Annotated in this window: 24 protein-coding genes; 16 read left to right on the top strand and 8 right to left on the bottom strand. The window is 60.9% G+C overall.

Annotated features, from left to right (window positions below; genetic code table 11):
* Positions 1 to 31: 31 nt before the first annotated feature.
* The gene (locus tag IFT47_RS02510; protein WP_163022138.1) at positions 32 to 220 is read left to right on the top strand and encodes a DUF1289 domain-containing protein; all 189 of its coding nucleotides are present in this window, start codon (positions 32 to 34) and stop codon (positions 218 to 220) included.
* Positions 221 to 433: 213 nt separating this feature from the next.
* The gene (gene rluB / locus IFT47_RS02505; RefSeq protein ID WP_192170986.1) at positions 434 to 1681 is read left to right on the top strand and encodes a 23S rRNA pseudouridine(2605) synthase RluB; all 1248 of its coding nucleotides are present in this window, start codon (positions 434 to 436) and stop codon (positions 1679 to 1681) included.
* A gap of 83 nt (positions 1682 to 1764) precedes the next feature.
* On the opposite strand, the gene IFT47_RS02500 is transcribed toward rluB, so the two are convergent.
* Together IFT47_RS02500 and IFT47_RS02495 are read right to left on the bottom strand one after the other, a co-directional pair.
* Positions 1765 to 2733 carry a leucyl aminopeptidase gene (locus IFT47_RS02500; protein ID WP_192170987.1) on the bottom strand — a complete coding sequence of 323 codons (969 nt, stop codon included), beginning with the start codon at positions 2731 to 2733 and terminating at the stop codon, positions 1765 to 1767.
* A gap of 69 nt (positions 2734 to 2802) precedes the next feature.
* Complete coding sequence (locus IFT47_RS02495) at positions 2803 to 2940, bottom strand: hypothetical protein (RefSeq protein WP_163022139.1); 138 nt, start codon at positions 2938 to 2940, stop codon at positions 2803 to 2805.
* Between the two features lie 484 nt (positions 2941 to 3424).
* Between IFT47_RS02495 and IFT47_RS02490 the strand changes: the two genes are divergently transcribed.
* Together IFT47_RS02490 and arfB are read left to right on the top strand one after the other, a co-directional pair.
* Positions 3425 to 4849, top strand: a complete 1425-nt coding sequence (locus IFT47_RS02490; RefSeq protein ID WP_192170988.1) for an amino acid permease — start codon at positions 3425 to 3427, stop codon at positions 4847 to 4849.
* A 53-nt stretch (positions 4850 to 4902) separates the two neighbouring features.
* A complete protein-coding gene (gene arfB, locus IFT47_RS02485; protein WP_065986956.1) occupies positions 4903 to 5316 on the top strand; it encodes an alternative ribosome rescue aminoacyl-tRNA hydrolase ArfB in 414 nt (137 codons plus the stop codon).
* Between the two features lie 15 nt (positions 5317 to 5331).
* Here arfB and IFT47_RS02480 read toward each other — a convergent pair whose 3' ends face one another.
* The 5 genes from IFT47_RS02480 to phhA form a co-directional block, all read right to left on the bottom strand.
* Positions 5332 to 6546 carry an MFS transporter gene (locus IFT47_RS02480; protein WP_192170989.1) on the bottom strand — a complete coding sequence of 405 codons (1215 nt, stop codon included), beginning with the start codon at positions 6544 to 6546 and terminating at the stop codon, positions 5332 to 5334.
* Positions 6547 to 6781: 235 nt separating this feature from the next.
* Positions 6782 to 6919 (bottom strand): hypothetical protein, encoded by a 138-nt coding sequence (locus tag IFT47_RS02475; protein ID WP_192170990.1) that lies wholly within the window; start codon positions 6917 to 6919, stop codon positions 6782 to 6784.
* Positions 6920 to 7099: 180 nt separating this feature from the next.
* Positions 7100 to 8296: an amino acid aminotransferase gene (locus tag IFT47_RS02470; protein ID WP_192170991.1), complete on the bottom strand. Its 1197-nt coding sequence runs from the start codon at positions 8294 to 8296 to the stop codon at positions 7100 to 7102.
* Positions 8297 to 8653 (bottom strand): 4a-hydroxytetrahydrobiopterin dehydratase, encoded by a 357-nt coding sequence (locus IFT47_RS02465; RefSeq protein WP_074890313.1) that lies wholly within the window; start codon positions 8651 to 8653, stop codon positions 8297 to 8299. It lies immediately after the preceding gene.
* A gap of 52 nt (positions 8654 to 8705) precedes the next feature.
* Positions 8706 to 9494 carry a phenylalanine 4-monooxygenase gene (gene phhA, locus IFT47_RS02460; protein WP_192170992.1) on the bottom strand — a complete coding sequence of 263 codons (789 nt, stop codon included), beginning with the start codon at positions 9492 to 9494 and terminating at the stop codon, positions 8706 to 8708.
* Between the two features lie 271 nt (positions 9495 to 9765).
* Between phhA and IFT47_RS02455 the strand changes: the two genes are divergently transcribed.
* The gene (locus IFT47_RS02455) at positions 9766 to 11319 is read left to right on the top strand and encodes a sigma-54-dependent transcriptional regulator (RefSeq protein WP_192170993.1); all 1554 of its coding nucleotides are present in this window, start codon (positions 9766 to 9768) and stop codon (positions 11317 to 11319) included.
* Positions 11320 to 11462: 143 nt separating this feature from the next.
* Here the strand turns inward: IFT47_RS02455 and IFT47_RS02450 are convergent, their stop codons facing one another.
* Positions 11463 to 11729, bottom strand: a complete 267-nt coding sequence (locus IFT47_RS02450) for a DUF2790 domain-containing protein (protein ID WP_192170994.1) — start codon at positions 11727 to 11729, stop codon at positions 11463 to 11465.
* Between the two features lie 451 nt (positions 11730 to 12180).
* Here IFT47_RS02450 and acs point away from each other — a divergent pair, with 451 nt between their 5' ends.
* From acs to astD, 11 genes are all read left to right on the top strand, one after another.
* Entirely contained in the window at positions 12181 to 14136 is a 1956-nt protein-coding gene (acs, locus tag IFT47_RS02445; protein ID WP_192170995.1) for an acetate--CoA ligase, read from the top strand.
* A gap of 1308 nt (positions 14137 to 15444) precedes the next feature.
* Positions 15445 to 16221: an ABC transporter substrate-binding protein gene (locus tag IFT47_RS02440; RefSeq protein ID WP_192170996.1), complete on the top strand. Its 777-nt coding sequence runs from the start codon at positions 15445 to 15447 to the stop codon at positions 16219 to 16221.
* A 91-nt stretch (positions 16222 to 16312) separates the two neighbouring features.
* Positions 16313 to 17002, top strand: coding sequence for an ABC transporter permease (locus IFT47_RS02435; RefSeq protein WP_065986205.1), 690 nt, complete (start codon positions 16313 to 16315; stop codon positions 17000 to 17002).
* Entirely contained in the window at positions 16999 to 17697 is a 699-nt protein-coding gene (locus tag IFT47_RS02430) for an ABC transporter permease (protein ID WP_192170997.1), read from the top strand. The genes IFT47_RS02435 and IFT47_RS02430 overlap by 4 nt, the downstream gene beginning before the upstream one ends.
* Before the next feature lies 1 nt (position 17698).
* A complete protein-coding gene (locus tag IFT47_RS02425) occupies positions 17699 to 18811 on the top strand; it encodes a succinylglutamate desuccinylase/aspartoacylase family protein (protein ID WP_192170998.1) in 1113 nt (370 codons plus the stop codon).
* Positions 18812 to 18832: 21 nt separating this feature from the next.
* Positions 18833 to 19597: an ABC transporter ATP-binding protein gene (locus IFT47_RS02420; RefSeq protein ID WP_192170999.1), complete on the top strand. Its 765-nt coding sequence runs from the start codon at positions 18833 to 18835 to the stop codon at positions 19595 to 19597.
* Positions 19598 to 19746: 149 nt separating this feature from the next.
* Positions 19747 to 20730, top strand: a complete 984-nt coding sequence (argR, locus tag IFT47_RS02415) for a transcriptional regulator ArgR (RefSeq protein ID WP_192171000.1) — start codon at positions 19747 to 19749, stop codon at positions 20728 to 20730.
* A 224-nt stretch (positions 20731 to 20954) separates the two neighbouring features.
* Positions 20955 to 22175 (top strand): aspartate aminotransferase family protein, encoded by a 1221-nt coding sequence (locus tag IFT47_RS02410; protein WP_192171001.1) that lies wholly within the window; start codon positions 20955 to 20957, stop codon positions 22173 to 22175.
* A 193-nt stretch (positions 22176 to 22368) separates the two neighbouring features.
* Positions 22369 to 23400 carry an arginine/ornithine succinyltransferase subunit alpha gene (gene aruF, locus IFT47_RS02405; RefSeq protein ID WP_192171002.1) on the top strand — a complete coding sequence of 344 codons (1032 nt, stop codon included), beginning with the start codon at positions 22369 to 22371 and terminating at the stop codon, positions 23398 to 23400.
* A gap of 121 nt (positions 23401 to 23521) precedes the next feature.
* Positions 23522 to 24547, top strand: a complete 1026-nt coding sequence (gene astA, locus IFT47_RS02400; protein ID WP_108121441.1) for an arginine N-succinyltransferase — start codon at positions 23522 to 23524, stop codon at positions 24545 to 24547.
* Positions 24544 to 26013 carry a succinylglutamate-semialdehyde dehydrogenase gene (gene astD, locus IFT47_RS02395; protein WP_192171003.1) on the top strand — a complete coding sequence of 490 codons (1470 nt, stop codon included), beginning with the start codon at positions 24544 to 24546 and terminating at the stop codon, positions 26011 to 26013. Before astA ends, astD begins: the two co-directional genes overlap by 4 nt.
* Positions 26014 to 26040: the final 27 nt, after the last annotated feature.

The raw sequence follows: 26040 nt of genomic DNA, 5'->3' as shown, positions 1-26040 counted from the left end.
GCAGCGCCCAATTCCTCACTCAGGCGAACCCATGAGCACCAAAAACCCCTGCATCAGCCTCTGCAAATTCGACGAGGAAATTTGCCTCGGCTGCGGTCGCAGCAAGCGCGAAATCAAGTCCTGGAAGAAGATGGAGAAGGACGAAAAGCGCTCGGTGCTCGCCGAGTCGGCTCTGCGGCTGATCAAACTCAAGGGCGCCAGTCGGCGGAAAAAGAAGTGAGCCTGAATTTTTCATCTAGTCTCTGGTGCGCAACGCGCGTCAGGCGCGTATGATTCGCGACCTTTTGGCGATCTACACGCGCCAGGGATTTCAGTTTTCTGCCCGTTCCGCTTCAGAGTTGTTCTGATCCGGAGCCGCTCTCGTCCAGAGAGCCGGGCCACAGGCCATGCCCACTCGCGCATGCCCTGATTCGACACACCGGGAGGTGCCCAGATGAGTGAACAAGACAAGCAAGACAAAGAGATCGGCCCAGCAGGCGAAAAACTGCAGAAGGTCCTGGCGCGCATTGGCGTCGGTTCCCGTCGCGACGTTGAAGCCTGGATCGGCGAAGGCCGCATCAAGGTCAACGGTGTTCAGGCCACGCTCGGTCAGCGCGTCGACCTGCACGACGCCATCACGGTCGACGGTCGCGTGATCCGCCGCGAAGAAGCCGCCGAGACCGTTCGCCGCGTCGTCATGTACAACAAGCCCGACGGTGAAATCTGCACCCGTGACGACCCTGAAGGCCGTCCGACCGTGTTTGATCGCCTGCCGCGCCCGAAAGAAGGCCGCTGGATCAACATCGGTCGTCTGGACATCAACACCACCGGCCTGCTGATGTTCACCACCGACGGTGAACTGGCCAACCGCCTGATGCACCCCTCGTTCGAAATGGACCGCGAGTACGCCGTGCGCGTCCGTGGCGAAGTCGATGACGACATGCTGGCGCGCCTGAAGGCTGGCGTGGTGCTGGAAGACGGCCCGGCGCGTTTCACCGACATTCAGCAGGCGCCGGGTGGCGAAGGCTTCAACCACTGGTACCACTGCGTGGTCATGGAAGGCCGCAACCGTGAAGTTCGCCGGTTGTGGGAATCCCAGGGGTTGGTGGTCAGCCGCCTGAAGCGCGTGCGTTTCGGTCCGGTGTTCCTCAATTCCGACCTGCCAATGGGTCGCTGGCGCGAAATGAGCCAGCAGGAAGTCGACATCCTCAGTGCCGAGGTCGGCCTGACGCCGGTCGCGATGCCGCAGATGACCGCCAAGACCAAAGACAAACTGGAGCGTTTGCAGCGCCAGTCGTCCCGTCCGTTGGGCAAAGGCGAACGTGTGCGTCAGGTTCGTCCGGCCAAGGATGCGGTGTCCCCGGATCGTCCGGCCCGCGAGCCGCGTCTGGCGGATGGCGAGCGCCCGGCGCGCAAGCCTGCGGAAAGCGGTCGTCCGGCGCGCACGCCGCGTCCGGCCATCGGTGGTCGTGGCGACACTGCCCGTGGCGGCAATCCACGTGGCGACAGCGCCCGCAGCGAAAGCGGTCGTGGCACGCCGGTGGCGGAACGTCCGAGCGACATGAACAAGCGTCCTGCCAAGCCGAAGCCTTCGCGTCCCGGCATCGGTCTGGTAGACGACAAGACCCCGTCCGGCAAACGCCGCGGCCCGCCAAGCGGCTCCGGTCAGCGTCCGGGCTTCGGTCGCCGCAAGCCTGAGTAATGCCGTTGTGAAACACTGACAGCGGTCTGCACTACGAAAAACGCCAGTCGAGAGACTGGCGTTTTTTTATGCCCGCTTGGGAGTCAGACGACGTAGGCGGTCCCGTCGAACACCACACGCTTGTCCACGGCCAGCGATCCGCTGTTGAAGATCAGGTCCATGTGATGGCTGCCCTTGGCGCCGCCGCCCAGGCCCAGGTGCAGCCCGCAGTGGCGCTCTTCGAACCCTGCGTTGCGCGCGTACAGCTGACTGACGCCTTCGTTGGTGCCGATCCCCAGTTCCTCGATGCGACGGTTCGAGGGATTGGCGTCCAGGTATTTATTGAAGTCGTGCTCCAGCCCCGGTACGTCCGTGGCGATGCGGGTCACCACGGAGTTCTCGATCCACAGTTCGAGTGGGGATTCGATGATGCCGTATTTGCGCGCGAAAGGGATGGTGCTGAGAAACGTGCCGAGAAACCGCACATGACCGTTGATGGATTCGCTGTGGGTGGCGATCTCGCCGGGTGCCAGGTCGTAGTTGCCGACGCCGTTGATGTTGGTCCACTTCTTCAGCTCGCGCAGCGGGGCCTCGAAGTACGAACCGTGGTCGTCGCTGAAGCTGAGGGTCTCGCCTTGGTTCATGGTGTCGATCAGTGCCGCATTCAGCTGCGCGATGCGCTCGGGTTCAACGCTGAAAGCGTCATAGAAATAGTCGCCGTAATCTTTGAACAGCAGGGATTTCTTCCATTGGGCCGACATCACTTCCTGCAACTGGCGAATGAACGGTGGCCCCTCCGCGCGAGGATTGGGCAGCGTTGAGGAATCGTAGAACAGGACGAAGAGATCGGAATCGGTGATGGCTTCTGTCAGTTCGCTGATAGGAGACGTGTCCAGCGGCATAGTGCTGAACCGGAAGAAATCCCGCGCCGTAGCGCTTTCGATGATGCCATTGACGATGCTGCGGTATTCCGGGGTATGGGCCAGTAGTACTTGGGGAGTGTTCATGCCGGTGACGGCGGGGTGGCGTTGCAGGTAATACAGGAAATGTTCGATTGCGCTGCTGTTATCCATAGTGCGCTCCGCTCCGAATGCTTAAAACAAGAGGGCGAACGCGTTAGCCACGTTCGCCCTTCAGCTGTTTTAGAACGGCCACATCGCGGTGCCAAACGGCACGACGGCGTCAGCCTGCATCATTTCCACAGCGGCATCATGAGTCGGTGCTTCAAACCAATCGTCCAATTGCAGTTCTTCTTCCAGAGCCAGTTCAACTGTTTGCATAGGTGAATCTCCTGAGAATGACGTACTTGCCGAATGCAGCGAGGAAGAAAGGGCATCGCCTTAAGTCCTCGTCATGGAAGCACACTGACCTTCGTGGCCAGCAAGCACTGAAAAAACTAGTGCAATAACCGGAGTGTTGCAAAATAAAAAATGGGAGATAAATGCTGGCATTTCGCCGGAATTATCGAAACTTCTTGCGAAAACAACGTTAGGCAGCTTTCGATTTTGGGGAATTATTTTTGCGACAGAATTGTGTCGGCAGAGTGATTGAGAGCCCAGTCAATAACAGATTCCCGGCTAAAGCCGGTCCTACTCTTCCGCGCAATCCGGTGTGAGCGGTGTACAATGCGCGCCCGTTTTTTCTGTGATCCACCGGCGTATGGACGCCAACCCCTCGGGGTTACCCACTCCGTTTCCCTCCGCCGCGTCATGAGCGCGTCGGGTTCGATTCCGTCACAGACAAGCGCGCCAAGGTGGTTTGCCAATGAGTGAAAACATGTCCCATTCGGGTGACTTGAAGCGTGGTCTGAAGAACCGTCACATCCAGCTGATCGCCCTCGGCGGCGCGATCGGCACCGGCCTGTTTCTGGGCTCGGCAGGGGTGCTGAAGTCCGCTGGCCCGTCGATGATTCTTGGTTACGCCGTCTGCGGCTTCATCGCCTTCATGATCATGCGCCAGCTCGGCGAAATGATCGTCGAAGAGCCGGTGGCCGGGTCGTTCAGCCATTTCGCCCACAAATACTGGGGCGGCTTTGCCGGTTTCCTGTCGGGCTGGAACTGCTGGGTCCTGTACATTCTGGTGGGCATGTCAGAGCTGACCGCCGTGGGCAAATACATCCAGTACTGGTGGCCGGAAGTCCCGGCGTGGGCCTCGGCGGCGGTGTTCTTCGTGATGATCAACGTGATCAACCTGGCCAACGTAAAAGTCTTTGGCGAGGCCGAATTCTGGTTTGCGATCATCAAGGTCGTGGCCATTCTGGGGATGATTGCCCTGGGCAGTTATCTGCTGGTGAGCGGCGAGGGTGGCCCGCAAGCGTCGGTCAGCAACCTGTGGGATCGGGGCGGCTTCTTCCCCCATGGCGTAAGCGGGCTGGTCATGGCGCTGGCGTTCATCATGTTTTCGTTCGGTGGCCTTGAGATGCTCGGCTTCACCGCAGCCGAGGCGGATCAGCCGCGCACCATCATTCCCAAGGCGATCAATCAGGTCATCTACCGGATTCTGATTTTCTACATCGGCTCGCTGGTGGTGCTGCTGTCGCTGACGCCATGGGACGCTTTGCTGATTGACCTCAATGCCTCCGGCGATGCCTACAGCGGCAGCCCGTTCGTGCATGTGTTCTCGATGCTGGGCAGCACAACGGCGGCGCACATACTCAACTTCGTCGTGCTGACGGCGGCGCTGTCGGTCTACAACAGTGGCACCTATTGCAACGCGCGCATGCTGTTCGGCATGGCCGAGCAGGGCGATGCGCCGCAGTCACTGGCGCGGGTCGATGGTCGGGGAGTTCCGGTGCGGGCGATTCTGGTGTCGGCGGCGGTGACGCTGATTGCCGTGCTGCTCAACTACCTGATGCCGCAAAATGCCCTTGAGCTGCTGATGTCGCTGGTGGTCGCCACGCTGGTGATCAACTGGGCGATGATCAGCTACTCCCACCTCAAGTTCCGCCAGCACCTGACCCGGGTCGGCCAGCAGCCGCTGTTCAAGGCGCTGTGGTACCCGTACGGCAACTACGTCTGTCTGGCGTTTGTGGTGCTGATTCTCGGGATCATGCTGATGATTCCCGGCATCCGGATTTCGGTCTACGCGATCCCGGTCTGGCTGGCGGCAATGTGGGTGTTCTACCTGATCAAGAACAAGCGTCGGGCCAGTAGCGAGTCAATGGCCCAGCGGACGTCGATCATCAAATAAGGCGAGAGCCGCCGGTGACGTCGCGGCGGCTTCGAACCAGGACACAGATTGCCATGCTGATCATTTCCAACAACATCCATCTGCCGGACAGCGACGTCGAGCTGACCGCCATCCGTGCCCAGGGTGCGGGTGGTCAGAACGTCAACAAGGTGTCCAGCGCCATGCACCTGCGCTTCGACATCAACGCCTCGTCGCTGCCGCCGTTCTACAAGGAACGCCTGCTGGCGCTGCGTGACAGCCGCATCACCAGCGACGGCGTGCTGGTCATCAAGGCGCAGCAGTACCGGACGCAGGAACAGAACCGGGCCGATGCGCTGGAACGCCTGAGCGAGCTGATCATCAGTGCGGGTAAGGTCGAGAAGAAGCGTCGGCCGACCAAACCGACCCTGGGCTCGAAGACCCGCCGGCTGGAGTCGAAAACCAAGCGCGGGTCGATCAAGGCAGGGCGGGGCAAGGTCGATTTTTAAACAGCGTTGACGGGATCAGCTGGCGACCGGCTTTTCACGCGTCCTGTTCGCGTGCTTGTACAGATACACACTCAGCCCCAGCCCGCTCAGCGAAGCCAGCGCGGCGAACAGGAAGATCGACGCAAAGCCGAAACCTGCCGCCACGGCACCCGCCACCGGCCCGGTAATCCCCAGCGACAGGTCGATGAACAGCGAATAAGCCCCCACTGCCGCACCCCGACTGGCCGGCGGCACCAGATTGACTGCTTCGACGCCGAGCGCCGGGAACACCAGCGAGAAGCCGAAGCCAGTCAGCGCCGCACCGGCCAGCGCCAGATTCGGGTTGGGCGCCAGCCACAGCAGCAGCAACCCCAACGTCTCCACTGACAGGCAGGCAATCGCCACGCGGAAGCCGCCGATGCGGTTGATCAGGTTGCCGAACAGCAGGCGTGCGCCGATGAAGCAGGCGCCGAACAGGCTCAGGCACAACACCGCATTCGGCCAGGTATGGCTGGCGTAATACAGGGTGATGAAGGTCGCGATGGTGCCGAAGCCGATCGAACCCAGCGCCAGCCCGGTGCCGTGGGGCAGCACGCGGCCGAGCACGTGAAGGAAGGGCAAACGCTCCCCGTGCACCAGCGGCGCCGGAGTTTTCTTCCAAGCCAGGGAAATACCCAGCGCTGCCAGCAGCATGATGCTGACGCCCATGCTCCACAGCCCCAGCGCGTTGACCAGCAACACACCCACCGGCGCGCCGATGGCCAGTGCGCCATAACTGGCGATGCCGTTCCATGAAATCACTTTGGCCGTATTGGCGGCGCCAACGCGGCCGATGCCCCAGCCGATCGAGCCTGAGCCAACCAGGCTCTCTGCGCTGCCGAGCACCAACCGGCCCACGAACAAGCTGATCAGGCTCACCATCGGCCAGGCGTCGAGCCAGTCGGCGAGGAGCATGAACACGCCGCTCAAGCCGCAGCCGAACAGGCCGATGATCACCGCTTTCTTCGGGCCCCGGGTGTCGATGATGCGCCCGGCGTAGGGGCGGCTGAGCAGGGTTGCGAGGTATTGCACGCTGATCACCAGTCCGGCGGCGACCGCGCCGAAGCCAAGGTCGGTGTGCACATAACCGGGCAATACGGCCAGCGGGATACCGATGTTCAGGTAGCCGATGAAGGTGAACAGCACGATGGAAACAACCTGCAGCGTGACAGCCATAGGACGTTGAGGGGCAGCGCTCGAAGCGTCTGGCATGGGCATAGATCCACGGTTACGACGGAAAAAGAATAGCGAGGGGGCAATCGGGTTGAAGCGTAGACGCTTGAATCCGCGCGAGGGCACATGATAACGAGGCACGGCGGTTCATGGGAGTGGCGGATGGGTGGATATGGGTCGGGGTGGAGCAGAGGTGAAACCTGTCGCGGATGATTCAGCCCTTATGGAAATACACCTTGAAGACGCTCTTCCATAGGGGCTGGACAATTAGCCTTCAGCGCGGGCTTTGGGCTTTGCTGCTCTCGTTACGTTTACCGCTGGCTTTCATCTCGATCGGCTGACCGAGTTCCTGGCGGGCTGCTGCGCTTTGCTGGGTTTGGCTTGGGAAGGGGAAGTTCGGGATTTCATGCATATCGTCGCTCCTCACAAGTGTGTTGCGGCTGAATTGAACAGCGCGTCCTAAAACGCTCAGGGAGGATACAGCAGTACAAATGACAATCAGACTTTTAAATGCGGGCCGCCGGTCATGTAGTGAGGATGGGTTCCTGCAACATCCGCGCGGCCCGCTAAAAGCGTTGAATCAGTGATCGCCTCAGTCTTTGCAAACCGCCGCAAACGCCGCTGCCAGTTCATCCAGCCGCGTGGCATCAATCCCCGCAACGTTGGCTCGACCCGCCGCCACCATGTACACGCTGTGCTCGTTGCGCAGACGCGCTACCTGATCGTCGTTCATGCCGGTGTAGGAAAACATGCCGCGCTGCACGGCGATGTGGGCGAAACGCTCACCCAGGCCCAGCGGTGTAAGCGCCTCCACCAGCCCGACGCGCAACTGCGCAATTCGGCTGCGCATCTCTTCCACTTCTTCAGCCCACAGGGTTTTCAACTCAGGATCGCCCAGGATCTCGGCGACAACGGCGGCACCATGATCCGGCGGGTTCGACCACAGATTACGGGCGGTCGCCGACAGCTGACTGCGCACATCCATCAGCTTCTCGGGGGTGTCAGCGCAGACCAGCAAGGCGCCGGTGCGCTCGCGGTACAGGCCGAAGTTTTTCGAGCACGAACTGGTGATCAGCAGTTCAGGCAGCTCGCCAGCAAACAGACGAACCGCCCAGGCGTCTTCTTCAAGACCGTCGCCAAAACCCTGATACGCGAAGTCGATCAGCGGCAGCAGATTGCGTTGCTTGACGATTTCCAGCACCGCGTACCAATCATCAGGGGACAGGTCGAACCCGGTCGGGTTGTGACAGCACGCATGCAGTAGGACAACGTCGCCTTCCGGAATGGTCTTCAACGTCGCCAGCATGGCCTGCACGTTGAGCGTGTTGTCGCTGCCCACGTAGGGGTAGTGGCTGACCTTCAGGCCTGCAGCGGCATAGATGGTTTCGTGAATCGGCCAGGTCGGATCGCTCAGCCAGATGCCTTTGCCCGGCAGGCAGTTGGCAATGAAGTCGGCGCTCAACCGCAGCGCGCCCGTGCCGCCAGGAGTCTGGGTAGCGCCGACGCGTTTGCTGGCGATCAGCGGTGAATCGGCGCCCATGACCAGCTCACAGATCAGCGTGCCGAAACGCGGTTCGCCATGGCCACCGATGTAGCTCTTGGTGGGCTGGGAATCGACCAGCCGTTGCTCGGCGATTTTCACCGCGCGGGGAATGGTGGTCAGGCCCTGCGCATCTTTATAGACGCCCACGCCCAGGTCGAACTTGTTCGGATTCGGGTCTTTGGCGTAGGCCTGAATCAGGCCCAGGATGGGATCGTCCGGTACGCGCTGGATCTGTGAAAAATGCATTTACTTACGGCCCTCGGCGCTTTTGGCCACCTCGTCTGTGCGGGAGGCCATGATGAAATCGTTGCGGTGCAGCCCCTTGATGGAATGGCTCCACCAGGTCACGGTCACTTTGCCCCATTCGGTCAGCAGACCCGGGTGGTGACCTTCGGCCTCGGCAATTTCGCCGACAGCGTTGGTAAACGCCAGCGCAAATTTGAAATTCTTGAACAGAAAGACTTTTTCCAGCTGCATGACGCCGTCACGCACTTCGATGTTCCAGTCCGGGATCTGCTTGAGCAAATCCGGCAGCTCGGCGTCGCTGACCTGTGGGGCGTCGGCGCGGCAGGCTTCGCATTGGGATTGGTTGAGAGCGGTCATTGAAAGATTCCTTGATCGGGTTCGGGCTGCTTTTTTTGGGGCGGCTTTTGTTTTAAGCGGCTTTATTTTTCGGTGGAAATTTCGGCGCGTGCAGCCCCAGTTCAGCCGCCGTGCGGGCCATGCCCATGATGTCTTCATGGGCTAGGTCGAACAGGCGCTTGAGGTCCGGCAGCACGAAATACAGCGGCTGCAGAATGTCGATACGGTAGGGCGTGCGCATGGCTTCAATCGGGTCGAAGGGCTGATGTTCAGGGGTTGTTGACACGCTGTAAACGGTTTCCTTGGGCGAGGAGAGGATGCCGCCGCCGTAGATCTTGCGCCCCTGGGGCGTGTCGACCAGGCCGAACTCGATGGTCATCCAGTAGAGGCGGGCAAGATACACGCGCTGCTCTTTGCTGGCTGCCAGACCGAGCTTGCCGTAGGTGTGGGTAAATTCTGCAAACCAGGGGTTGGTCAGTAAGGGGCAGTGTCCGAAAACCTCGTGAAAGATGTCGGGCTCTTGCAGGTAGTCGAGCTCTTCTTCGCTGCGAATAAATGTGGCGACCGGAAATCGCTTGCTCGCCAGCAAATCGAAGAAGGTTTGAAAGGGGATCAGCGCCGGCACGCGCTCGACTTGCCACCCCGTGGTCGCGCCCAGCACTCGGTTGATTTCGCCAAGCTGCGGAATACGGTCCTGGGGCAGGGCGAGCTGCTCGATGCCATCCAGATACTCCTGGCACGCACGACCTGCGATCACCTTGAGCTGGCGGGTGATGAGGGTGTTCCAGATTCTGTGCTCGGCTTCCGAGTAATCAATGAATCCGGTGGCGTCCGGCTCGCGGGCGACGTACTGCGTACTCATGGGGCTCTCCTGATGGTTTGTTCTTATATGGAGCAATGCGATTGGGGGTAAAACTGATGGGGCTATTGTTAGCTGATTTGGCGACTCTCAACTGCAAGGCTCCAGCCCGAGTTGCTGAGCCCTGTCCGATAATTCGTAAAGAAATCGTGACGATTGATCGGCTTCGCCTGAATACATTCACCCTACCGTCTCGTCTGGCCCTTGCGCTGTAACGTATTCTTGACGATAAACTCGGGCCAACCCGAAATCGATGCCACCCCGCGAGCCCTCCATGCGTATCAAAGTCCATTGCCAGAACCGCGTCGGTATCCTGCGCGACATCCTCGAGCTACTGGTGGCCTACGGCGTCAACGTCTCCGGCGGAGAAGTCGGCGGTGAGCATGGCGACGCCATCTATCTGCGCTGCCCAAACCTGATCAATCTGCAGTTCCAGGCGCTGGTGCCGAAATTCGAGACCGTCGCTGGGGTATTTGGCGTCAAGCGTGTGGGATTAATGCCCAGCGAGCGTCGGCACATGGAGCTAAACGCCTTGCTTGGCGCCCTTGAGTTTCCCGTGCTCTCCATCGACATGGGCGGCTCCATCGTCGCGGCCAACCGCGCCGCAGCGCAGTTGCTGGGCGTGCGGGTCGATGAAGTGCCGGGCATTCCGCTGTCCCGTTACGCCGAGGATTTCGACCTGCCGCAACTGGTGCGCGCCAACCGCTCGCGCATCAACGGTCTGCGCGTGAAGGTCAAAGGCGACATCTTTCTGGCTGACATCGCGCCCCTACAGTCCGAGCACGAAGACAGCGAAGCCATGGCCGGCGCGGTGCTGACGCTGCACCGCGCCGACCGGGTGGGCGAGCACATCTATAACGTGCGCAAGCAGGAGTTGCGGGGGTTCGACAGCATCTTCCAAAGCTCGAAAGTGATGGCGGCCGTGGTCCGGGAGGCCCGGCGCATGGCGCCGCTGGATGCGCCGTTGCTGATCGAAGGCGAAACCGGAACGGGTAAAGAACTGCTCGCGCGGGCCTGTCATCTGGCCAGCCCTCGCGGCCAGTCCCCGATGATGGCACTCAACTGCGCGGGGTTCTCCGAATCCATGGCCGAGACCGAGCTGTTCGGCTACGGCCCCGGCGCGTTCGAAGGTGCCCGCGCCGAAGGCAAGTTGGGGCTGCTGGAGCTGACCTCGGGCGGCACGTTGTTTCTCGACGGCGTTGCGGAAATGAGTGCGCGGTTGCAGGCGAAACTGTTGCGCTATTTGCAGGAAGGCTGCTTTCGACGCGTAGGCAGCGACGAAGAGGTTTACCTGGACGTGCGCATCATCTGCGCGACGCAGGTGGATCTTTCCGAACTTTGCGCCCGGGGTGAATTCCGCCAGGACCTCTACCTCCGGCTCAACGTGCTATCGCTGCACATTCCGCCCCTGCGCGACTGCCTGGACGGCCTCGCGCCGCTGGTTGAGCACTTTCTCGATCAGGCCAGCCGACAGATCGGCTGCACTTTGCCCCGGCTGGCGCCAGCGGCAATGGAACGCCTCAGCCAATACGATTGGCCCGGCAATGTACGGCAACTGGAAAACGTATTGTTCCAGGCTGTTTCGCTGTGCGACGGCAAATGGGTAAAAGCCGAACATATTCGCCTTCCGGATTACGGCGTGCGCCCACCCTTGGGCGACTTCTCTCTGGAAGGCGGGCTGGAAGATATTGTCGGGCGATTCGAGAAGGCAGTACTTGAGCAACTCTATGCGGCACACCCGAGCAGCCGCTTATTAGGCAAGCGATTGGGTGTTTCCCATACAACTGTCGCCAACAAGTTGAAGCACTATGGAATAGGCCAGAGTTGATAGTGGGTTATGACTGCAGAAGTGCGCTTGCCCGCGAATCGGTAATACTGCTGGCGGATATATAAACTCATGCACCGCAATACACGGGCAAGCACGCTCCTGCAAGTAAGCGGCGCGCTCAACTGATCAACAGAGCGTGCTGATCAACCGTTGCTGCACCCGTTACCCATGACCTGATACTCAAGCACGTGGCGTTTGCCCTGCGAGTCTTCGTAAGTCATGTGCTGCGGGACGACCTGGCAGACGTTAGGCACTTCGTCCACCGAAATGACTTTCGCGATATCCAGTTTGGTAGAGTAGGTGTACTTCTCGACACGCTGTTGCTGAGCCGCCACTTTCGCGCCGGATTCTTCTGCCATTGCCATGGCGCTGAAACCACAAAGAGCCATTACAACCAGTGCAGCTTTCATTACTCATTTCCTCTAAGTTGCTTCATTCACATTGCGTCGCAAGAACTGCGGTCGACAGGGTGCACAAAACCTTTTTGGGGCTCTGCTTGAAGCGAATCATGACCGGGTAGGTTTAGTTGATTGACAGTCCAGTGTGGGGGGGCTGTTGTTTATCAATCATTTGCCGTGTTGGCGGAACGGATTCTATGCCCCTGTTCTGAATTCATATAGAAACCATTTTGATAAAGTCTATTGAGCGAAACGGCAACAATCGCCGTTGTCGGGTTGCGGCCAGGCGTTCGATGGGTTCTTCAGTCGTAGCCGGGACATGAAGATTTGCCTGGAATCGGGCACTGGACCTGCTTTCGGCGCTATGCTCGGAGTCGGTAAGACCATCGTCGAATGGCCTTTACAGCCATCGGCGGATACAACAGGGTCATAAAACAACAACATTTCCACCGAGGTAAGAAAGATGAGTGCGGCTTCCCTGTACCCCGTCCGCCCTGAAGTGGCAGCCAACACGCTGACTGACGAGGCGACCTACAAGGCGATGTACCAGCAGTCGGTGGTCAATCCCGATGGCTTCTGGCGCGAACAAGCCCAGCGCCTTGACTGGATCAAGCCATTCACCACCGTCAAACAGACCTCGTTCGACGACCACCGCGTCGACATCAAGTGGTTCGCCGACGGCACCCTGAACGTTTCCTACAACTGCCTCGACCGCCATCTGGCCGAGCGCGGCGATTCGATCGCGATCATCTGGGAAGGCGACGATCCTTCCGAGAGCCGCAACATTACCTACCGCGAGCTGCACGAAGAAGTCTGCAAGTTCGCCAACGCGCTGCGCGGGCAGGATGTCCATCGCGGCGATGTCGTCACCATCTATATGCCGATGATCCCGGAAGCCGTGGTTGCCATGCTGGCCTGCGCGCGCATCGGTGCGATTCACTCCGTGGTGTTCGGTGGTTTCTCCCCGGAAGCACTGGCCGGTCGCATCATCGACTGCAAATCGAAAGTGGTGATCACCGCTGACGAAGGGCTGCGTGGCGGCAAGAAGACCGCGATGAAAGCCAACGTCGACCGTGCGCTGACCAACCCGGAAACGGCGAGCGTACAGAAGGTCATCGTGTGCAAACGCACCGGCGGCGACATCGAGTGGAACCGTCATCGCGACATCTGGTACCACTCGCTGCTGGACGTGGCTTCCAGCACCTGCGCGCCGAAAGAAATGGGCGCCGAAGAATCGCTGTTCATCCTTTACACCTCGGGCTCCACTGGCAAACCGAAGGGCGTGTTGCACACCACTGCGGGCTATCTGCTGTACGCCGCGCTGACCCACGAGCGCATATTCGATTACCGTCCGGGCGAAGTGTACTGGTGCACCGCGGACGTCGGCTGGGTCACCGGCCACAGCTACATCGTCTACGGCCCGCTGGCCAATGGCGCGACCACGCTGTTGTTCGAAGGGGTGCCGAATTACCCGGACATCACCCGCGTGTCGAAAATCGTCGACAAGCACAAGGTCAACATCCTTTACACCGCACCGACCGCCATCCGCGCCATGATGGCCGAGGGCACCAAAGCCGTAGAAGGTGCTGACGGTTCGAGCCTGCGCTTGTTGGGTTCGGTGGGTGAGCCGATCAATCCGGAAGCCTGGAACTGGTACTACAACACCGTCGGCAAGAAGAATTGCCCAATTGTCGACACCTGGTGGCAGACCGAAACCGGCGGCATTCTGATCAGCCCGCTGCCTGGCGCCATTGCCTTGAAGCCGGGTTCGGCGACGCGTCCGTTCTTCGGCGTGATTCCGGCCCTTGTGGATAACCTGGGCAACCTCATCGAAGGCGCAGCGGAAGGCAATCTGGTGATTCTCGACTCGTGGCCGGGTCAGTCGCGCAGCCTGTATGGCGATCATGACCGTTTCGTCGACACTTACTTCAAAACCTTCCGCGGCATGTATTTCACCGGCGACGGTGCCCGTCGTGACGAAGACGGTTACTACTGGATCACCGGCCGCGTCGACGACGTGCTCAACGTGTCCGGCCACCGTATGGGCACCGCCGAGATCGAGAGCGCGATGGTGGCCCACCCGAAAGTCGCCGAAGCGGCCGTCGTGGGCGTGCCTCACGATTTGAAGGGGCAGGGCATCTACGTCTACGTCACCCTTAATGGCGGTGAGGTTCCGGACGAAGCGTTGCGCATCGAATTGCGCAACTGGGTGCGCAAGGAGATCGGTCCTATTGCTTCGCCGGATGTGATTCAGTGGGCGCCGGGTCTGCCGAAGACCCGTTCCGGCAAGATCATGCGACGCATCCTGCGCAAGATCGCAACCGGGGAGTACGACGCGCTGGGCGATATCTCGACGCTGGCCGATCCGAGTGTGGTTGCGCATCTGGTTGAGACCCACAAGACCATGACTGCGGCGTGAAAGCCTTTAACGTCAAGAGCGTCTGCCTGGGCGCAGACGTTTCGCCTTCGGCGAGTTACTTTTAAAAAGCACTAAAAGTAACCAAAAGTGCCTGCTCTCGGTTGGGCCCGACTTCGTCGGGTTCCTTCACTCCGGTCTCGCTCCGTGGGCCCGCGCCGAACGGACATCCATGTCCTGACGGCGCTCTCGCGGCATCCATGCCGCTCGGCCCACTCCTCGAGACCTCCGTTCAGCCTGCACCAAAGTCGCGTTTTGCGGTGTCTGGGCTATCGCGTAGAAGATCAACTGCAAAAGCAAAAGCTTCCCGGCTGAAGCCGGTCCTACAGTCGGAGCCAGTCCTACTGACTGAACGCGCTGCTGTCAGTGGGACTGGCTTTAGCCAGGAAGAGGCCAGTCCAGGCGCCAACAATTTTGCTGATCGCACCCCCTCCCTGTGGGAGCGAGCTTGCTCGCGAATGCTGTATTCCAAGCACCAGATATTCGATGGATGTACCAACCCCTTCGTGAGCAAGCTCACTCCCACAAGTCCTCAGCGTTTGATCTGCCCTTGATTGGCCTTTGATCTGCTTTTGATCTTCATATGCAAAAGGCTCAGACACCGCCAATCGCGACTTGGGTGCAGGCTGAACGCAGGTCTCGTGGAGTGGGCCGAGCGGCATGGATGCCGCGAGAGCCGCCCCCCGCCATGGATGGCGGATGGCGGCGGGCCCACGGAGCGAGACCGGAGTGAAGGAACCCTGAGGAACGAAGGGCCCAACCGAGAGCAAGCACCCTTGGTTACTTGGGGTGCTTTTCCAAGTAACTCGCCGAAGGCGAAACAGTCCGCCCCCAGGCGGACGCTCTTGATCCTAATACCCGGACGGTCCCCCGAAGAATCGGGAAATATCGATTTGTTACCCCACACCCGCCCCGGTAACCTCCCGCCCCGCTGTGGGGCGTTTCCACCCGAAAACAAAGCATTTCATCGCCCCGAATCAACCCGCTCCCACGCTGGACTTGCCGGATCATAAGGCTTTGCCAATAATGGGCGCGTTATTTGCTTCGTTGATAGGTTTGCCAACTCTGGCACTTGCATAAAGCTTTTTGGATGTCAATTCGCCTGATCACGATTTCATGTGCTTCTGTAACTAGTTGTCGCATTGAAGAAATATCGACTTTCAGCCTGCCGCTAAAATGCCGACCACTCGCCGAAGGCTTGTCGGGTCCAGAGACCCGCCGGCACCTCGCGTCGCAATTTCTGATTCCTCCTGTTCATTGAGCGTCTCGCTCACTGCCATTTGTCGCGTTATACCGATGGAGTTCCAAGAAATGAAAAAGCTCATGCTGCTGGGTGCGCTGGCACTGACCGTATTGGCACAGCCCGTATTCGCCGATGAAAAGCCCATGAAGATCGGCATCGAAGCGGCATACCCTCCGTTTGCCTCCAAGGCGCCGGACGGCAGCATCGTCGGTTTCGACTACGACATCGGCAACGCCCTGTGCGAAGAGATGAAGGTCAAGTGCGTATGGGTCGAGCAGGAATTCGACGGCCTGATCCCGGCGCTGAAAGTGCGCAAGATCGACGCCATCCTGTCTTCGATGTCCATCACCGAAGACCGCAAGAAGTCCGTCGACTTCACCAACAAGTACTACAACACCCCGGCCCGTCTGGTCATGAAGCAGGGCTCCGTCGTCAGCGACGCGCTGACCGAACTCAAGGGCAAGAACATCGGCGTGCAGCGTGGCTCGATCCACGAGCGTTTCGCCCGCGAAGTCCTGGCCCCGCTGGGTGCTGAAATCAAACCGTACAGCTCGCAGAACGAAGTCTATCTGGACATCGCCGCCGGTCGTCTCGATGGCACCGTGGCGGATGCCACCCTGCTGCAGGACGGCTTCCTGAATACCGAATCCGGCAAAGGCTACGCATTCGTCGGCCCGGCCTTCACCGACGTCAACTACTTCGGCGACGGCGTCGGCATTGCCGTGCGCAAGGGCGACAAGGCTGATCTGGACAAGCTCAACGCAGCCATCGCGGCCATTCGTGCCAACGGCAAATACAAAGCCATTCAAGACAAGTACTTCGACTTCGACATCTACGGCAAGTAACGTGGTTTGAAGCCGTCAATGGCGCAAGCAGCCGGTCACCGCACCGACTGATTGCGCCATTTTTCTATCCCGCGCTTGAGGGCCAAACAACATGTTGAAAGGTTACGGAGCCGTCATCCTCGACGGTGCATGGCTGACCTTGCAGCTCGCTCTGTGCTCCATGGCGCTGGCGATCGTGCTCGGCCTGATCGGCGTGGCATTGCGGCTGTCGCCGGTGCGCTGGCTGGCATGGCTGGGCGATCTGTATTCCACCGTGATCCGCGGCATTCCCGATCTGGTGCTGATTCTGCTGATTTTCTACGGCGGTCAGGACCTGCTCAACCGCATCGCGCCGCTGCTCGGTCACGACGACTACATCGACCTTAACCCGCTGGTGGCCGGTATCGGCACGCTGGGTTTCATCTTTGGCGCGTACCTGTCGGAAACCTTCCGCGGCGCGTTCATGGCCATCCCGAAAGGGCAGGCCGAAGCAGGCATGGCCTACGGCATGAGCAGTGGCCGGGTGTTCTTCCGCATTCTGGTGCCGCAGATGATTCGTCTGGCGATCCCCGGGTTCACCAATAACTGGCTGGTACTGACCAAGGCCACCGCGCTGATTTCCGTGGTCGGTCTGCAGGACATGATGTTCAAGGCCAAGCAGGCGGCCGATGCCACCCGCGAACCCTTCACTTTCTTCCTCGCAGTCGCGGCCATGTACCTGGTCATCACCAGTGTCTCGCTGCTGGTACTGCGCTACATCGAAAAACGTTACTCGGCCGGCGTGAGGGTGGCAGACCTATGATTTTCGATTACAACGTCGTCTGGGAAAGCCTGCCGCTGTACTTCGGCGGTCTGCTGATCACCCTCAAACTGCTCGCGCTGTCGCTGTTTTTCGGCCTGCTCGCTGCCCTGCCGCTGGGCCTGATGCGCGTGTCGAAAATCGCCTGGGTCAATCTGCTGGCGTGGAGCTACACCTACGTCATCCGCGGCACGCCGATGCTGGTGCAGTTGTTCCTCATCTACTACGGGCTGGCGCAATTTGAAGCGGTGCGTGAAAGCATCCTGTGGCCGTGGCTGTCGAGTGCGACCTTCTGCGCGTGCCTGGCTTTCGCTATCAACACCAGCGCCTACACCGCTGAAATCATCGCCGGCAGCCTGAAATCCACGCCGCCGGGCGAGATCGAAGCAGCGCGGGCAATCGGCATGTCCAAAGCCAAGATGTACCGCCGGATTTTGCTGCCATCGGCCCTGCGCCGTGCGCTGCCGCAGTACAGCAACGAAGTGATCATGATGCTGCAGACCACCAGTCTGGCCTCGATTGTCACGCTGATGGATATCACCGGTGCGGCGCGCGCGGTCAACGCGCAGTTCTACCTGCCGTTCGAGGCCTACATCACGGCGGGCGTTTTCTACCTCTGCCTGACGTTCATTCTGGTGAAACTGTTCAAGCTGGCCGAGCGCCGCTGGCTCATTTACCTCGCCCCGAGGAAGCACTGATATGCAGCGCATCGATCACGATCTACCGTGGGGCAATCTCGGCACCCAGCGCACCCTGAGTGTGTTCCGTTTCGGTCAGGGCGAGCGCAAGGCCTACATTCAGGCCAGCCTGCACGCCGACGAGCTGCCGGGCATGCGCACCGCCTGGGAATTGAAGAAACGCCTGACCCAGCTGGAAGAACAGGGCCTGCTCAAGGGCGTCATCGAGCTGGTGCCGGTCGCCAATCCGATCGGTCTGGGCCAGTTGCTGCAGGGCAACCACCAGGGCCGTTTCGAGTACGGCAGCGGCAAGAACTTCAATCGCGATTTCACCGAGCTGAGCGAGCCGGTCGCCCAGGCGCTGGCAGGCAAGCTCGGTGACGACCCCCACGCCAACGTCAAACTGATCCGTCAGGCCATGGCCGACGTGCTCGAGCAATTGCCGCCGGCCGGCAGCGAGCTGGCCGGTATGCAGCGCGTCTTGCTCAGTCATGCCTGCAACGCCGACGTGGTGCTGGACCTGCATTGCGACACCGACGCTTCGCTGCACATGTACGCCTTGCCGCAGCACTGGCCGCAGTGGCGTTCGCTGTCGGCGCATCTGGGGGTGACCGTCGCGCTGCTGGCCGAAGATTCCGGCGGCAGCTCGTTCGACGAAGCCTGTTCGCTGCCGTGGTTGCGTTTGTCCAAGCAGTTTCCGGACGCGCAGATACCGCTGGCCTGCCTGGCGACTACCCTCGAACTGGGCGGTCAGGCCAACACCGGCAAGGCCGAAGCCGAGGCCTACGCCGAAGGCATTCTGGCGTTTCTGGCCGAGCAGGGCCTGATCAGTGGCGAGTGGCCGCAACCTGGCCATGAAGCCTGCGAAGGCATGCCGTTCGAAGGCACCGAAATGATTTATGCGCCCCATCCCGGCGTGCTGACCTTCTTGCGTCCAGCGGGGGCCTGGGTCGAGCCCGGCGAGCCGCTGTTCGAAGTCATCGACCCGTTGACCGATCGCGCCACCACCGTCTGTGCCGGTACCGCCGGGGTGCTGTTCGCCATCGAAAAACTGCGTTACGCCCAGCCGGGTTTCTGGATGGCCAAAGTGGCCGGCCGCACACCGTTGCGCAGCGGCCGCCTGCTCAGTGACTGATTACTTGTGAGAACCGACATCATGAACAAACTGGAAGTCCAGGACCTGCACAAGTGCTATGGCAGTCACGAAGTGCTCAAAGGCGTTTCGCTGACCGCCAAGGCCGGCGATGTCATCAGCATCATCGGCTCCAGCGGCTCGGGTAAAAGCACCTTTCTGCGCTGCATCAACTTGCTGGAGCAGCCGAAATCCGGCCGCATTCTGCTCAACAACGAAGAGCTCAAGCTGGTCTCCAACAAGGACGGCGGCCTGAAGGCGGCTGACCCGAAACAGCTGCAGCGCATGCGTTCGCGGCTGTCGATGGTGTTTCAGCACTTCAACCTGTGGTCGCACATGACGGCGATGGAAAACATCATCGAGGCGCCGGTGCATGTATTGGGCGTGCCGAAGAAAGAAGCGCTGGAAAAGGCTGAGCATTATCTGAACAAGGTCGGTGTGTATCACCGCAAGGACGCCTATCCAGGGCATATGTCCGGCGGCGAACAGCAGCGCGTGGCGATTGCCCGGGCGCTTGCAGTGGAGCCGGAAGTCATGCTGTTCGACGAACCGACGTCCGCCCTGGACCCCGAGTTGGTCGGTGATGTGCTGAAAGTCATGCAGGCGCTGGCCCAGGAGGGCCGGACCATGGTGGTGGTCACTCACGAAATGGGCTTTGCCCGTGAAGTGTCGAATCAGCTGATCTTCCTGCACAAGGGCCTGGTTGAAGAATCCGGCAATCCCCGTGAAGTGCTGGTCAATCCGAAATCCGAGCGTTTGCAGCAGTTCCTGTCAGGCAGTTTGAAGTAACCCGCCTGCCACGTGAGAGCGGTGCGTTTTGCTTCAGAACGGTTCATGCTGCGCGTCATTCAGGCCGCAGCCATTGACTGAAGGTTACAGAATCCCATCGCATGCCAGGCGTGCGACCCCTTTTAGCGACACGTTTCGGATTGCACGCCATGACTGCCCATCGAATCGGATTTCTCATCTGGCCCGGCACCAAAGCCTTGACCCTGGCGCTGGCGGAGGAAGCCCTGCGTGTTGCTCAGCGCGTTCACCCCGAAGTGGTGTACGAACTGTCGTTTCTGCAGGCAGAACCGCCGATTGATGGCAGCGGTTGGCAATTGCCGGGCGAGCCGTGGGTCGGTCGTCTGGAAGGGTTTCAGAAGCTGTTTCTGCTGGCCGACGAGCCACCGGCGCCCATGTCTTCGGCCCTCGGCGGCGCGCTCAAGCAACTGGTCCGCGCCGGTTGCGTGATTGGTGGGTTGTCGGCGGGTGTGTATCCGCTGGCGCAATTGGGCTTGCTCGACGGGTACCGGGCGGCGGTGCACTGGCGCTGGCAGGACGATTTCGCCGAGCGCTTCCCCAAGGTCATCGCCACCAGCCATTTGTTCGACTGGGATCGCGATCGCCTGACGGCCTGCGGCGGGATGTCGGTGCTGGATCTGTTGCTGGCCGTGCTTGCCCGTGACCACGGCGCCGAACTGGCCGGCGCGGTGTCGGAAGAACTGGTGGTGGAGCGCATCCGCGAAGGCGGCGAGCGTCAACGGATTCCACTGCAGAACCGTTTGGGTTCCAGTCACCCGAAGCTGACCCAGGCGGTGCTGTTGATGGAAGCCAACATCGAAGAACCGCTGACCACCGACGAAATCGCCCAGCACGTGTGCGTGTCGCGACGTCAGCTGGAGCGCATCTTCAAGCAGTACCTCAATCGGGTGCCGAGCCAGTATTACCTCGAACTGCGCCTGAACAAGGCGCGGCAGATGCTGATGCAGACGAGCAAATCGATCATTCAGATCGGCCTGTCCTGCGGGTTCTCTTCGGGGCCGCATTTCTCCAGCGCCTACCGTAACTTCTTCGGCGCCACCCCTCGCGAAGACCGCAACCAGCGTCGCAGCAGCAGCCCGTTCGAATTGTCATCGGTGCCCGCCGAGCGCGGTTGAAAATCCAGACGGGTCGCCCTGAACTCAACAGTGCCCCAACCGCACGCCAGTGTTTAAACTGCGCCTTTGTGACGCAATTTGTCGCATTGCCGAAAACCCCGTAAAAAGCCGGTTTGGCGCTATAAGAAGTTGTCGCTTGGCGGCAAGGCCCGGCCCGAATCAGTCCTTACAATCCTTCCATCGCTCGCCAGTTCCAGGCAGGCGTTCCTCTTCAGGAGACTCCGATGTCCGTTGAGCAAGTACCGGTGCAACGTGCCGATTTCGACCAGGTGATGGTCCCCAACTATGCCCCGGCAGCCTTCATCCCCGTGCGCGGTCAGGGTTCTCGCGTCTGGGATCAGTCGGGTCGCGAACTGGTTGATTTCTCCGGCGGCATCGCGGTCAACGTGCTGGGTCATGCGCACCCTGCGCTGGTCGGCGCGCTGACCGAGCAGGCCAACAAGTTGTGGCATGTCTCCAACGTCTTCACCAACGAACCGGCGCTGCGTTTTGCCAAGAAGCTGGTTGACGCCACCTTCGCCGACCGCGTGTTCTTCTGTAACTCCGGCGCCGAAGCCAACGAAGCCGCGTTCAAACTGGCCCGTCGCGTGGCCCACGATCTGTACGGCCCGGACAAGTACGAAATCGTCGCTGCCCTGAACAGCTTCCACGGCCGCACCCTGTTCACCGTGAGCGTCGGCGGTCAGCCGAAATACTCCGACGGCTTCGGCCCGAAAATCACCGGCATCACCCACGTCCCCTTCAATGACCTGGACGCGCTGAAAGCCGCCGTCTCGGACAAGACCTGCGCGGTGGTGCTCGAGCCGATCCAGGGTGAGGGCGGCGTATTGCCGGCCGAACTTGAATACCTGCAAGGCGCGCGCAAATTGTGCGACGAGCACAACGCGCTGCTGGTCTTCGACGAAGTCCAGAGCGGCATGGGCCGCAGCGGTCACCTGTTTGCGTACATGCATTACGGCGTGACGCCGGACATCCTCTCCAGCGCGAAAAGCATCGGCGGCGGTTTCCCGATGGCGGCCATGCTGACAACCGAGAAACTGGCCAAGCACCTGGCTGTTGGCGTTCACGGCACGACCTACGGCGGCAACCCGCTGGCGTGCGCGGTGGGCGAGGCGGTCATCGATGTGGTCAACACCCCGGAAGTGCTGGCGGGCGTGAAGGCCAAGCATGAATTGTTCAAGGCTCGTCTGGAGAAGATCGGTCAGCAGTACGGCGTGTTCAGCCAGGTGCGCGGCATGGGCCTGTTGATCGGCTGCGTGTTGACCGACGCCTGGAAAGGCAAGGCCAAGGAGTTCTTCAACGCCGCCGAGCAGGAAGGCGTGATGGTGCTTCAGGCCGGTCCCGACGTGGTGCGTTTCGCGCCGAGTCTGGTGGTCGAAGACGCCGACATCGAAGAAGGCCTGAACCGCTTCGAACGTGCGGTTGCCAAGCTGGCCGGGGTGTAAAGCCCTTCGCTAATGGACGCATAACCTCTGTAGGAGTGAGCTTGCTCGCGATAACGGTGTGTCAGCGAAACGCTTGGATCAGACACGCCGCATTCGCGAGCAAGCTCGCTCCCACAAGGTTGAGCGCCGCTTCAGCTTTTTTTTTTTCCTGTGCCGGACAACCGGCCCGATTTTTTTCTCAAGGAGTGACACCATGCTGGTGATGCGCCCCGCGCAAATGGCGGATCTGAGCGAGGTTCAACGACTCGCGGCAGACAGCCCGATTGGTGTCACGTCCCTGCCGGATGACGCTGGACGTCTGAGTGACAAGATTGCGGCGTCCGAAGCCTCGTTCGCGGCGGAAGTCAGTTTCAACGGCGAAGAGACCTACTTCTTTGTCCTCGAAGACACCGAATCTGGTCGTCTGGTGGGCTGCTCCGGGATCGTCGCTTCGGCGGGTTATTCCGAGCCGTTCTACAGCTTTCGCAACGAAACCTTTGTCCACGCCTCCCGTGAACTGAAGATCCACAACAAGATCCACGTGCTCTCGCAGTGCCACGACCTCACCGGCAACAGCCTGCTGACCAGCTTCTACGTGCTGCCTGAGCTGGTCGGCACGCTGTGGTCGGAACTCAATTCCCGTGGCCGTCTGCTGTTCGTCGCCAGCCACCCGGAGCGCTTCGCCGATTCGGTGGTGACCGAGATCGTCGGTTACAGCGACGACCACGGCGACTCACCCTTCTGGGACGCCATCGGCCGCAACTTCTTCGACATCAACTACGCCGAAGCCGAGCGCCTGTGCGGGTTGAAAAGCCGGACCTTCCTCGCCGAGCTGATGCCCCATTACCCGATCTACGTGCCGCTGCTGCCCGATGAAGCGCAGGAAGCCATGGGCCAGGTCCATCCGCGTGCGCAGATCACCTTCGACATCCTGATGCGCGAAGGCTTCGAGACTGATCATTACATCGACATCTTCGATGGCGGGCCGACCCTGCACGCGCGGGTGTCCGGCATTCGCTCCATCGCCCAGAGCCGCGTCGTGCCGGTCAAGGTCGACACGGTCAGTACCGGTGATGCGGTCAAGGGCGGGCGGCCTTATCTGGTTTCCAACGGCCAGTTGCAGGATTACCGCGCGGTGATGCTGGAACTGGACTGGGTGCCGGGCAAGCCAGTGGCCCTGAGCCTGGCCGCGGCCGAAGCGCTGGGTGTCGGCGAAGGCGCCAGCGTGCGCATTGTCGCGGTCTGAAAGCCGGGCTCGATGGATGAGATGAGTTGACGGTGATGGGCGCTGCAGTCGCAGGCCAACGCCGTAAAGCAGGTTAGCGAGTTCGCCGGCGGTTGCAGAACCACCGGCATGAGGAGAAAGCATGATCGTTCGTCCCGTACGCAGCAGTGACCTTCCGGCGCTGATCGAGCTGGCGCGCAGCACCGGCGCAGGCCTGACCACATTGCCGGCCAATGAAGAGCGTCTGGCGCACCGGGTCGGCTGGGCCGAGAAAACCTTCCGTGGCGAGGCCGGGCGGGGCGACGCTGACTACCTGTTCGTGCTCGAAGATGACGACGAGAAAGTCGTGGGCATTTCCGCTGTCGCGGGCGCGGTGGGGCTGCGCGAGCCCTGGTACAACTACCGGGTCGGCCTGACGGTCAGCGCTTCTCAAGAGCTGAATATCTACCGGGAGATCCCGACGCTGTTCCTGGCCAACGACCTCACCGGCAACTCCGAGCTGTGTTCGCTGTTTCTCCACGCCGACTACCGCAATGGCCTCAATGGCCGGTTGCTGTCCAAGGCGCGGATGCTGTTCATTGCCGAGTTTCCGGAGCTGTTCGGCACCAAGACCATCGCTGAAATGCGCGGCATCTCCGACGAACAGGGCCATTCGCCGTTCTGGGAAAGCCTGGGCCGACACTTTTTCAAAATGGAATTCAGCCAGGCCGACTACCTCACCGGGGTCGGCAACCGCGCGTTCATTGCCGAGCTGATGCCGAAGTTTCCGCTGTACAGCTGCTTCCTTTCAGAAGCCGCGCGTGAGGTCATCGGCCGCGTACACGTCAGCACCGAACCGGCGCTGGCCATGCTCAAGGCCGAAGGTTTCAGCTATCAAGGCTACGTCGACATTTTCGACGCCGGCCCGGCCATCGAGTGCGAGACCAGCAAGATCCGCGCAGTCCGCGACAGCCAGGCGCTGGTGCTGGCCGTCGGCACACCGGGCGACGACGCGACGCCATTCCTTATCCACAACCGCAAGCGCGAAGACTGCCGCGTGACCGCCGCGCCTGCACGCCTTGCCGCCGGCACATTGGTGGTCGATCCACAGACCGCCAAGCGCTTGCGCCTCAGCGCCGGTGATCAGGTTCGCGCTGTGCAACTGTCGCCCGCTCGGGAGAGTATTTGATGAACACTTTGTATATTGCCGGTGCCTGGCAGGACGGGCAGGGCGACGCATTCGAGTCCCTGAACCCGGTGAGCCAGCAGGTGATCTGGTCGGGCCAAAGCGCGACAGCTGAACAGGTTGATGCGGCGGTCAAATCGGCCCGTCAGGCGTTTCCGGCCTGGGCGACGCGCAGTCTGGACGAGCGCATTGCCGTGCTCGAAGCCTTCGCCGCTGCGCTGAAAAACCGCGCCGATGAAATCGCCCGTTGCATCGGTGAGGAAACCGGCAAGCCGCTGTGGGAATCGGCGACTGAAGTGACCAGCATGGCCAACAAGGTGGCGATTTCGATTCAGAGCTACCGCGAGCGGACCGGCGAGAAGAGCGGCCCGCTGGGCGACGCCACCGCCGTGCTGCGACACAAGCCCCACGGAGTGGTGGCGGTGTTCGGTCCTTACAACTTCCCGGGTCACCTGCCTAACGGGCACATCGTGCCGGCGTTGCTGGCGGGCAACACTGTGGTGTTCAAGCCAAGCGAGCTGACCCCCAAAGTTGCCGAACTGACCGTGCAATGCTGGATCGAGGCCGGTCTGCCGGCGGGCGTGCTCAATCTGCTGCAAGGCGCGCGGGACACCGGCATCGCACTGGCCGGCCATTCAGGCATCGACGGGTTGTTCTTCACCGGTTCCAGCCGAACCGGCAATTCCCTGCATCAACAGTTCGCCGGTCGCCCGGACAAGATTCTTGCCCTGGAAATGGGTGGCAATAACCCGCTGGTGGTCGATCAGGTCGCGGACGTCGATGCCGCGGTCTACACCGTGATCCAGTCGGCCTTTATTTCCGCCGGCCAGCGCTGCACCTGCGCCCGCCGCCTGCTGGTGCCCCAAGGTGCCTGGGGCGATGCATTCCTGGCACGGCTGGTGGAAGTGACATCGACCATTCAGGTCGGCGCCTTCGATCAACAGCCTGCGCCGTTCATGGGCTCGGTGATTTCTCTTGCGGCTGCGCAAGCACTGATCGATGCCCAGGAAGTGATGTTGGCCAACGGCGCAGTTGCCCTGCTCGAAATGACCCAGCCTGCCGCGCAATCGGCGCTGCTGACGCCGGGCATCATCGACGTCAGTGACGTGGCAGATCGTGAGGATGAGGAACTGTTCGGGCCGCTGTTGCAGGTGATTCGCTACGCTGATTTTGACGCAGCCATCGAAGAGGCCAATGCCACACAGTACGGGCTGGCGGCGGGACTGTTGTCGGATTCCAAGGCGCGCTATCAGCAGTTCTGGCTGCAGAGCCGTGCGGGCATCGTCAACTGGAACAAGCAACTGACCGGCGCGGCGAGTACGGCACCGTTCGGCGGTGTCGGCGCCTCGGGTAACCATCGCGCCAGCGCCTACTACGCGGCGGATTATTGCGCGTACCCGGTGGCGTCGCTGGAGACCGAAACCCTGGCGCTGCCTGCCAGCCTGACGCCCGGCATCACCCTGAACTGACCGCGCTCCTTGATAGCGCAGCGCACG

The sequence above is a fragment of the Pseudomonas sp. CFBP 13711 genome (assembly GCF_014842265.1).
GTDB lineage: Bacteria > Pseudomonadota > Gammaproteobacteria > Pseudomonadales > Pseudomonadaceae > Aquipseudomonas.
This window is presented reverse-complemented; position numbering and strand designations above follow the sequence as displayed.

Coding starts and splice junctions, on each gene's coding strand:
- IFT47_RS02475 (WP_192170990.1), bottom strand. CDS start 6,919: ATGCATGAAATCCCGAACTTCCCCTTCCCAAGCCAAACCCAGCAAAGC.
- IFT47_RS02465 (WP_074890313.1), bottom strand. CDS start 8,653: ATGACCGCTCTCAACCAATCCCAATGCGAAGCCTGCCGCGCCGACGCC.
- IFT47_RS02490 (WP_192170988.1), top strand. CDS start 3,425: ATGAGTGAAAACATGTCCCATTCGGGTGACTTGAAGCGTGGTCTGAAG.
- IFT47_RS02440 (WP_192170996.1), top strand. CDS start 15,445: ATGAAAAAGCTCATGCTGCTGGGTGCGCTGGCACTGACCGTATTGGCA.
- IFT47_RS02420 (WP_192170999.1), top strand. CDS start 18,833: ATGAACAAACTGGAAGTCCAGGACCTGCACAAGTGCTATGGCAGTCAC.
- IFT47_RS02430 (WP_192170997.1), top strand. CDS start 16,999: ATGATTTTCGATTACAACGTCGTCTGGGAAAGCCTGCCGCTGTACTTC.
- rluB (WP_192170986.1), top strand. CDS start 434: ATGAGTGAACAAGACAAGCAAGACAAAGAGATCGGCCCAGCAGGCGAA.
- argR (WP_192171000.1), top strand. CDS start 19,747: ATGACTGCCCATCGAATCGGATTTCTCATCTGGCCCGGCACCAAAGCC.
- arfB (WP_065986956.1), top strand. CDS start 4,903: ATGCTGATCATTTCCAACAACATCCATCTGCCGGACAGCGACGTCGAG.
- IFT47_RS02450 (WP_192170994.1), bottom strand. CDS start 11,729: ATGAAAGCTGCACTGGTTGTAATGGCTCTTTGTGGTTTCAGCGCCATG.
- phhA (WP_192170992.1), bottom strand. CDS start 9,494: ATGAGTACGCAGTACGTCGCCCGCGAGCCGGACGCCACCGGATTCATT.
- IFT47_RS02435 (WP_065986205.1), top strand. CDS start 16,313: ATGTTGAAAGGTTACGGAGCCGTCATCCTCGACGGTGCATGGCTGACC.
- IFT47_RS02510 (WP_163022138.1), top strand. CDS start 32: ATGAGCACCAAAAACCCCTGCATCAGCCTCTGCAAATTCGACGAGGAA.
- IFT47_RS02470 (WP_192170991.1), bottom strand. CDS start 8,296: ATGCATTTTTCACAGATCCAGCGCGTACCGGACGATCCCATCCTGGGC.
- IFT47_RS02480 (WP_192170989.1), bottom strand. CDS start 6,546: ATGCCAGACGCTTCGAGCGCTGCCCCTCAACGTCCTATGGCTGTCACG.
- IFT47_RS02495 (WP_163022139.1), bottom strand. CDS start 2,940: ATGCAAACAGTTGAACTGGCTCTGGAAGAAGAACTGCAATTGGACGAT.
- IFT47_RS02410 (WP_192171001.1), top strand. CDS start 20,955: ATGTCCGTTGAGCAAGTACCGGTGCAACGTGCCGATTTCGACCAGGTG.
- aruF (WP_192171002.1), top strand. CDS start 22,369: ATGCTGGTGATGCGCCCCGCGCAAATGGCGGATCTGAGCGAGGTTCAA.
- IFT47_RS02425 (WP_192170998.1), top strand. CDS start 17,699: ATGCAGCGCATCGATCACGATCTACCGTGGGGCAATCTCGGCACCCAG.
- acs (WP_192170995.1), top strand. CDS start 12,181: ATGAGTGCGGCTTCCCTGTACCCCGTCCGCCCTGAAGTGGCAGCCAAC.
- IFT47_RS02500 (WP_192170987.1), bottom strand. CDS start 2,733: ATGGATAACAGCAGCGCAATCGAACATTTCCTGTATTACCTGCAACGC.
- astA (WP_108121441.1), top strand. CDS start 23,522: ATGATCGTTCGTCCCGTACGCAGCAGTGACCTTCCGGCGCTGATCGAG.
- IFT47_RS02455 (WP_192170993.1), top strand. CDS start 9,766: ATGCGTATCAAAGTCCATTGCCAGAACCGCGTCGGTATCCTGCGCGAC.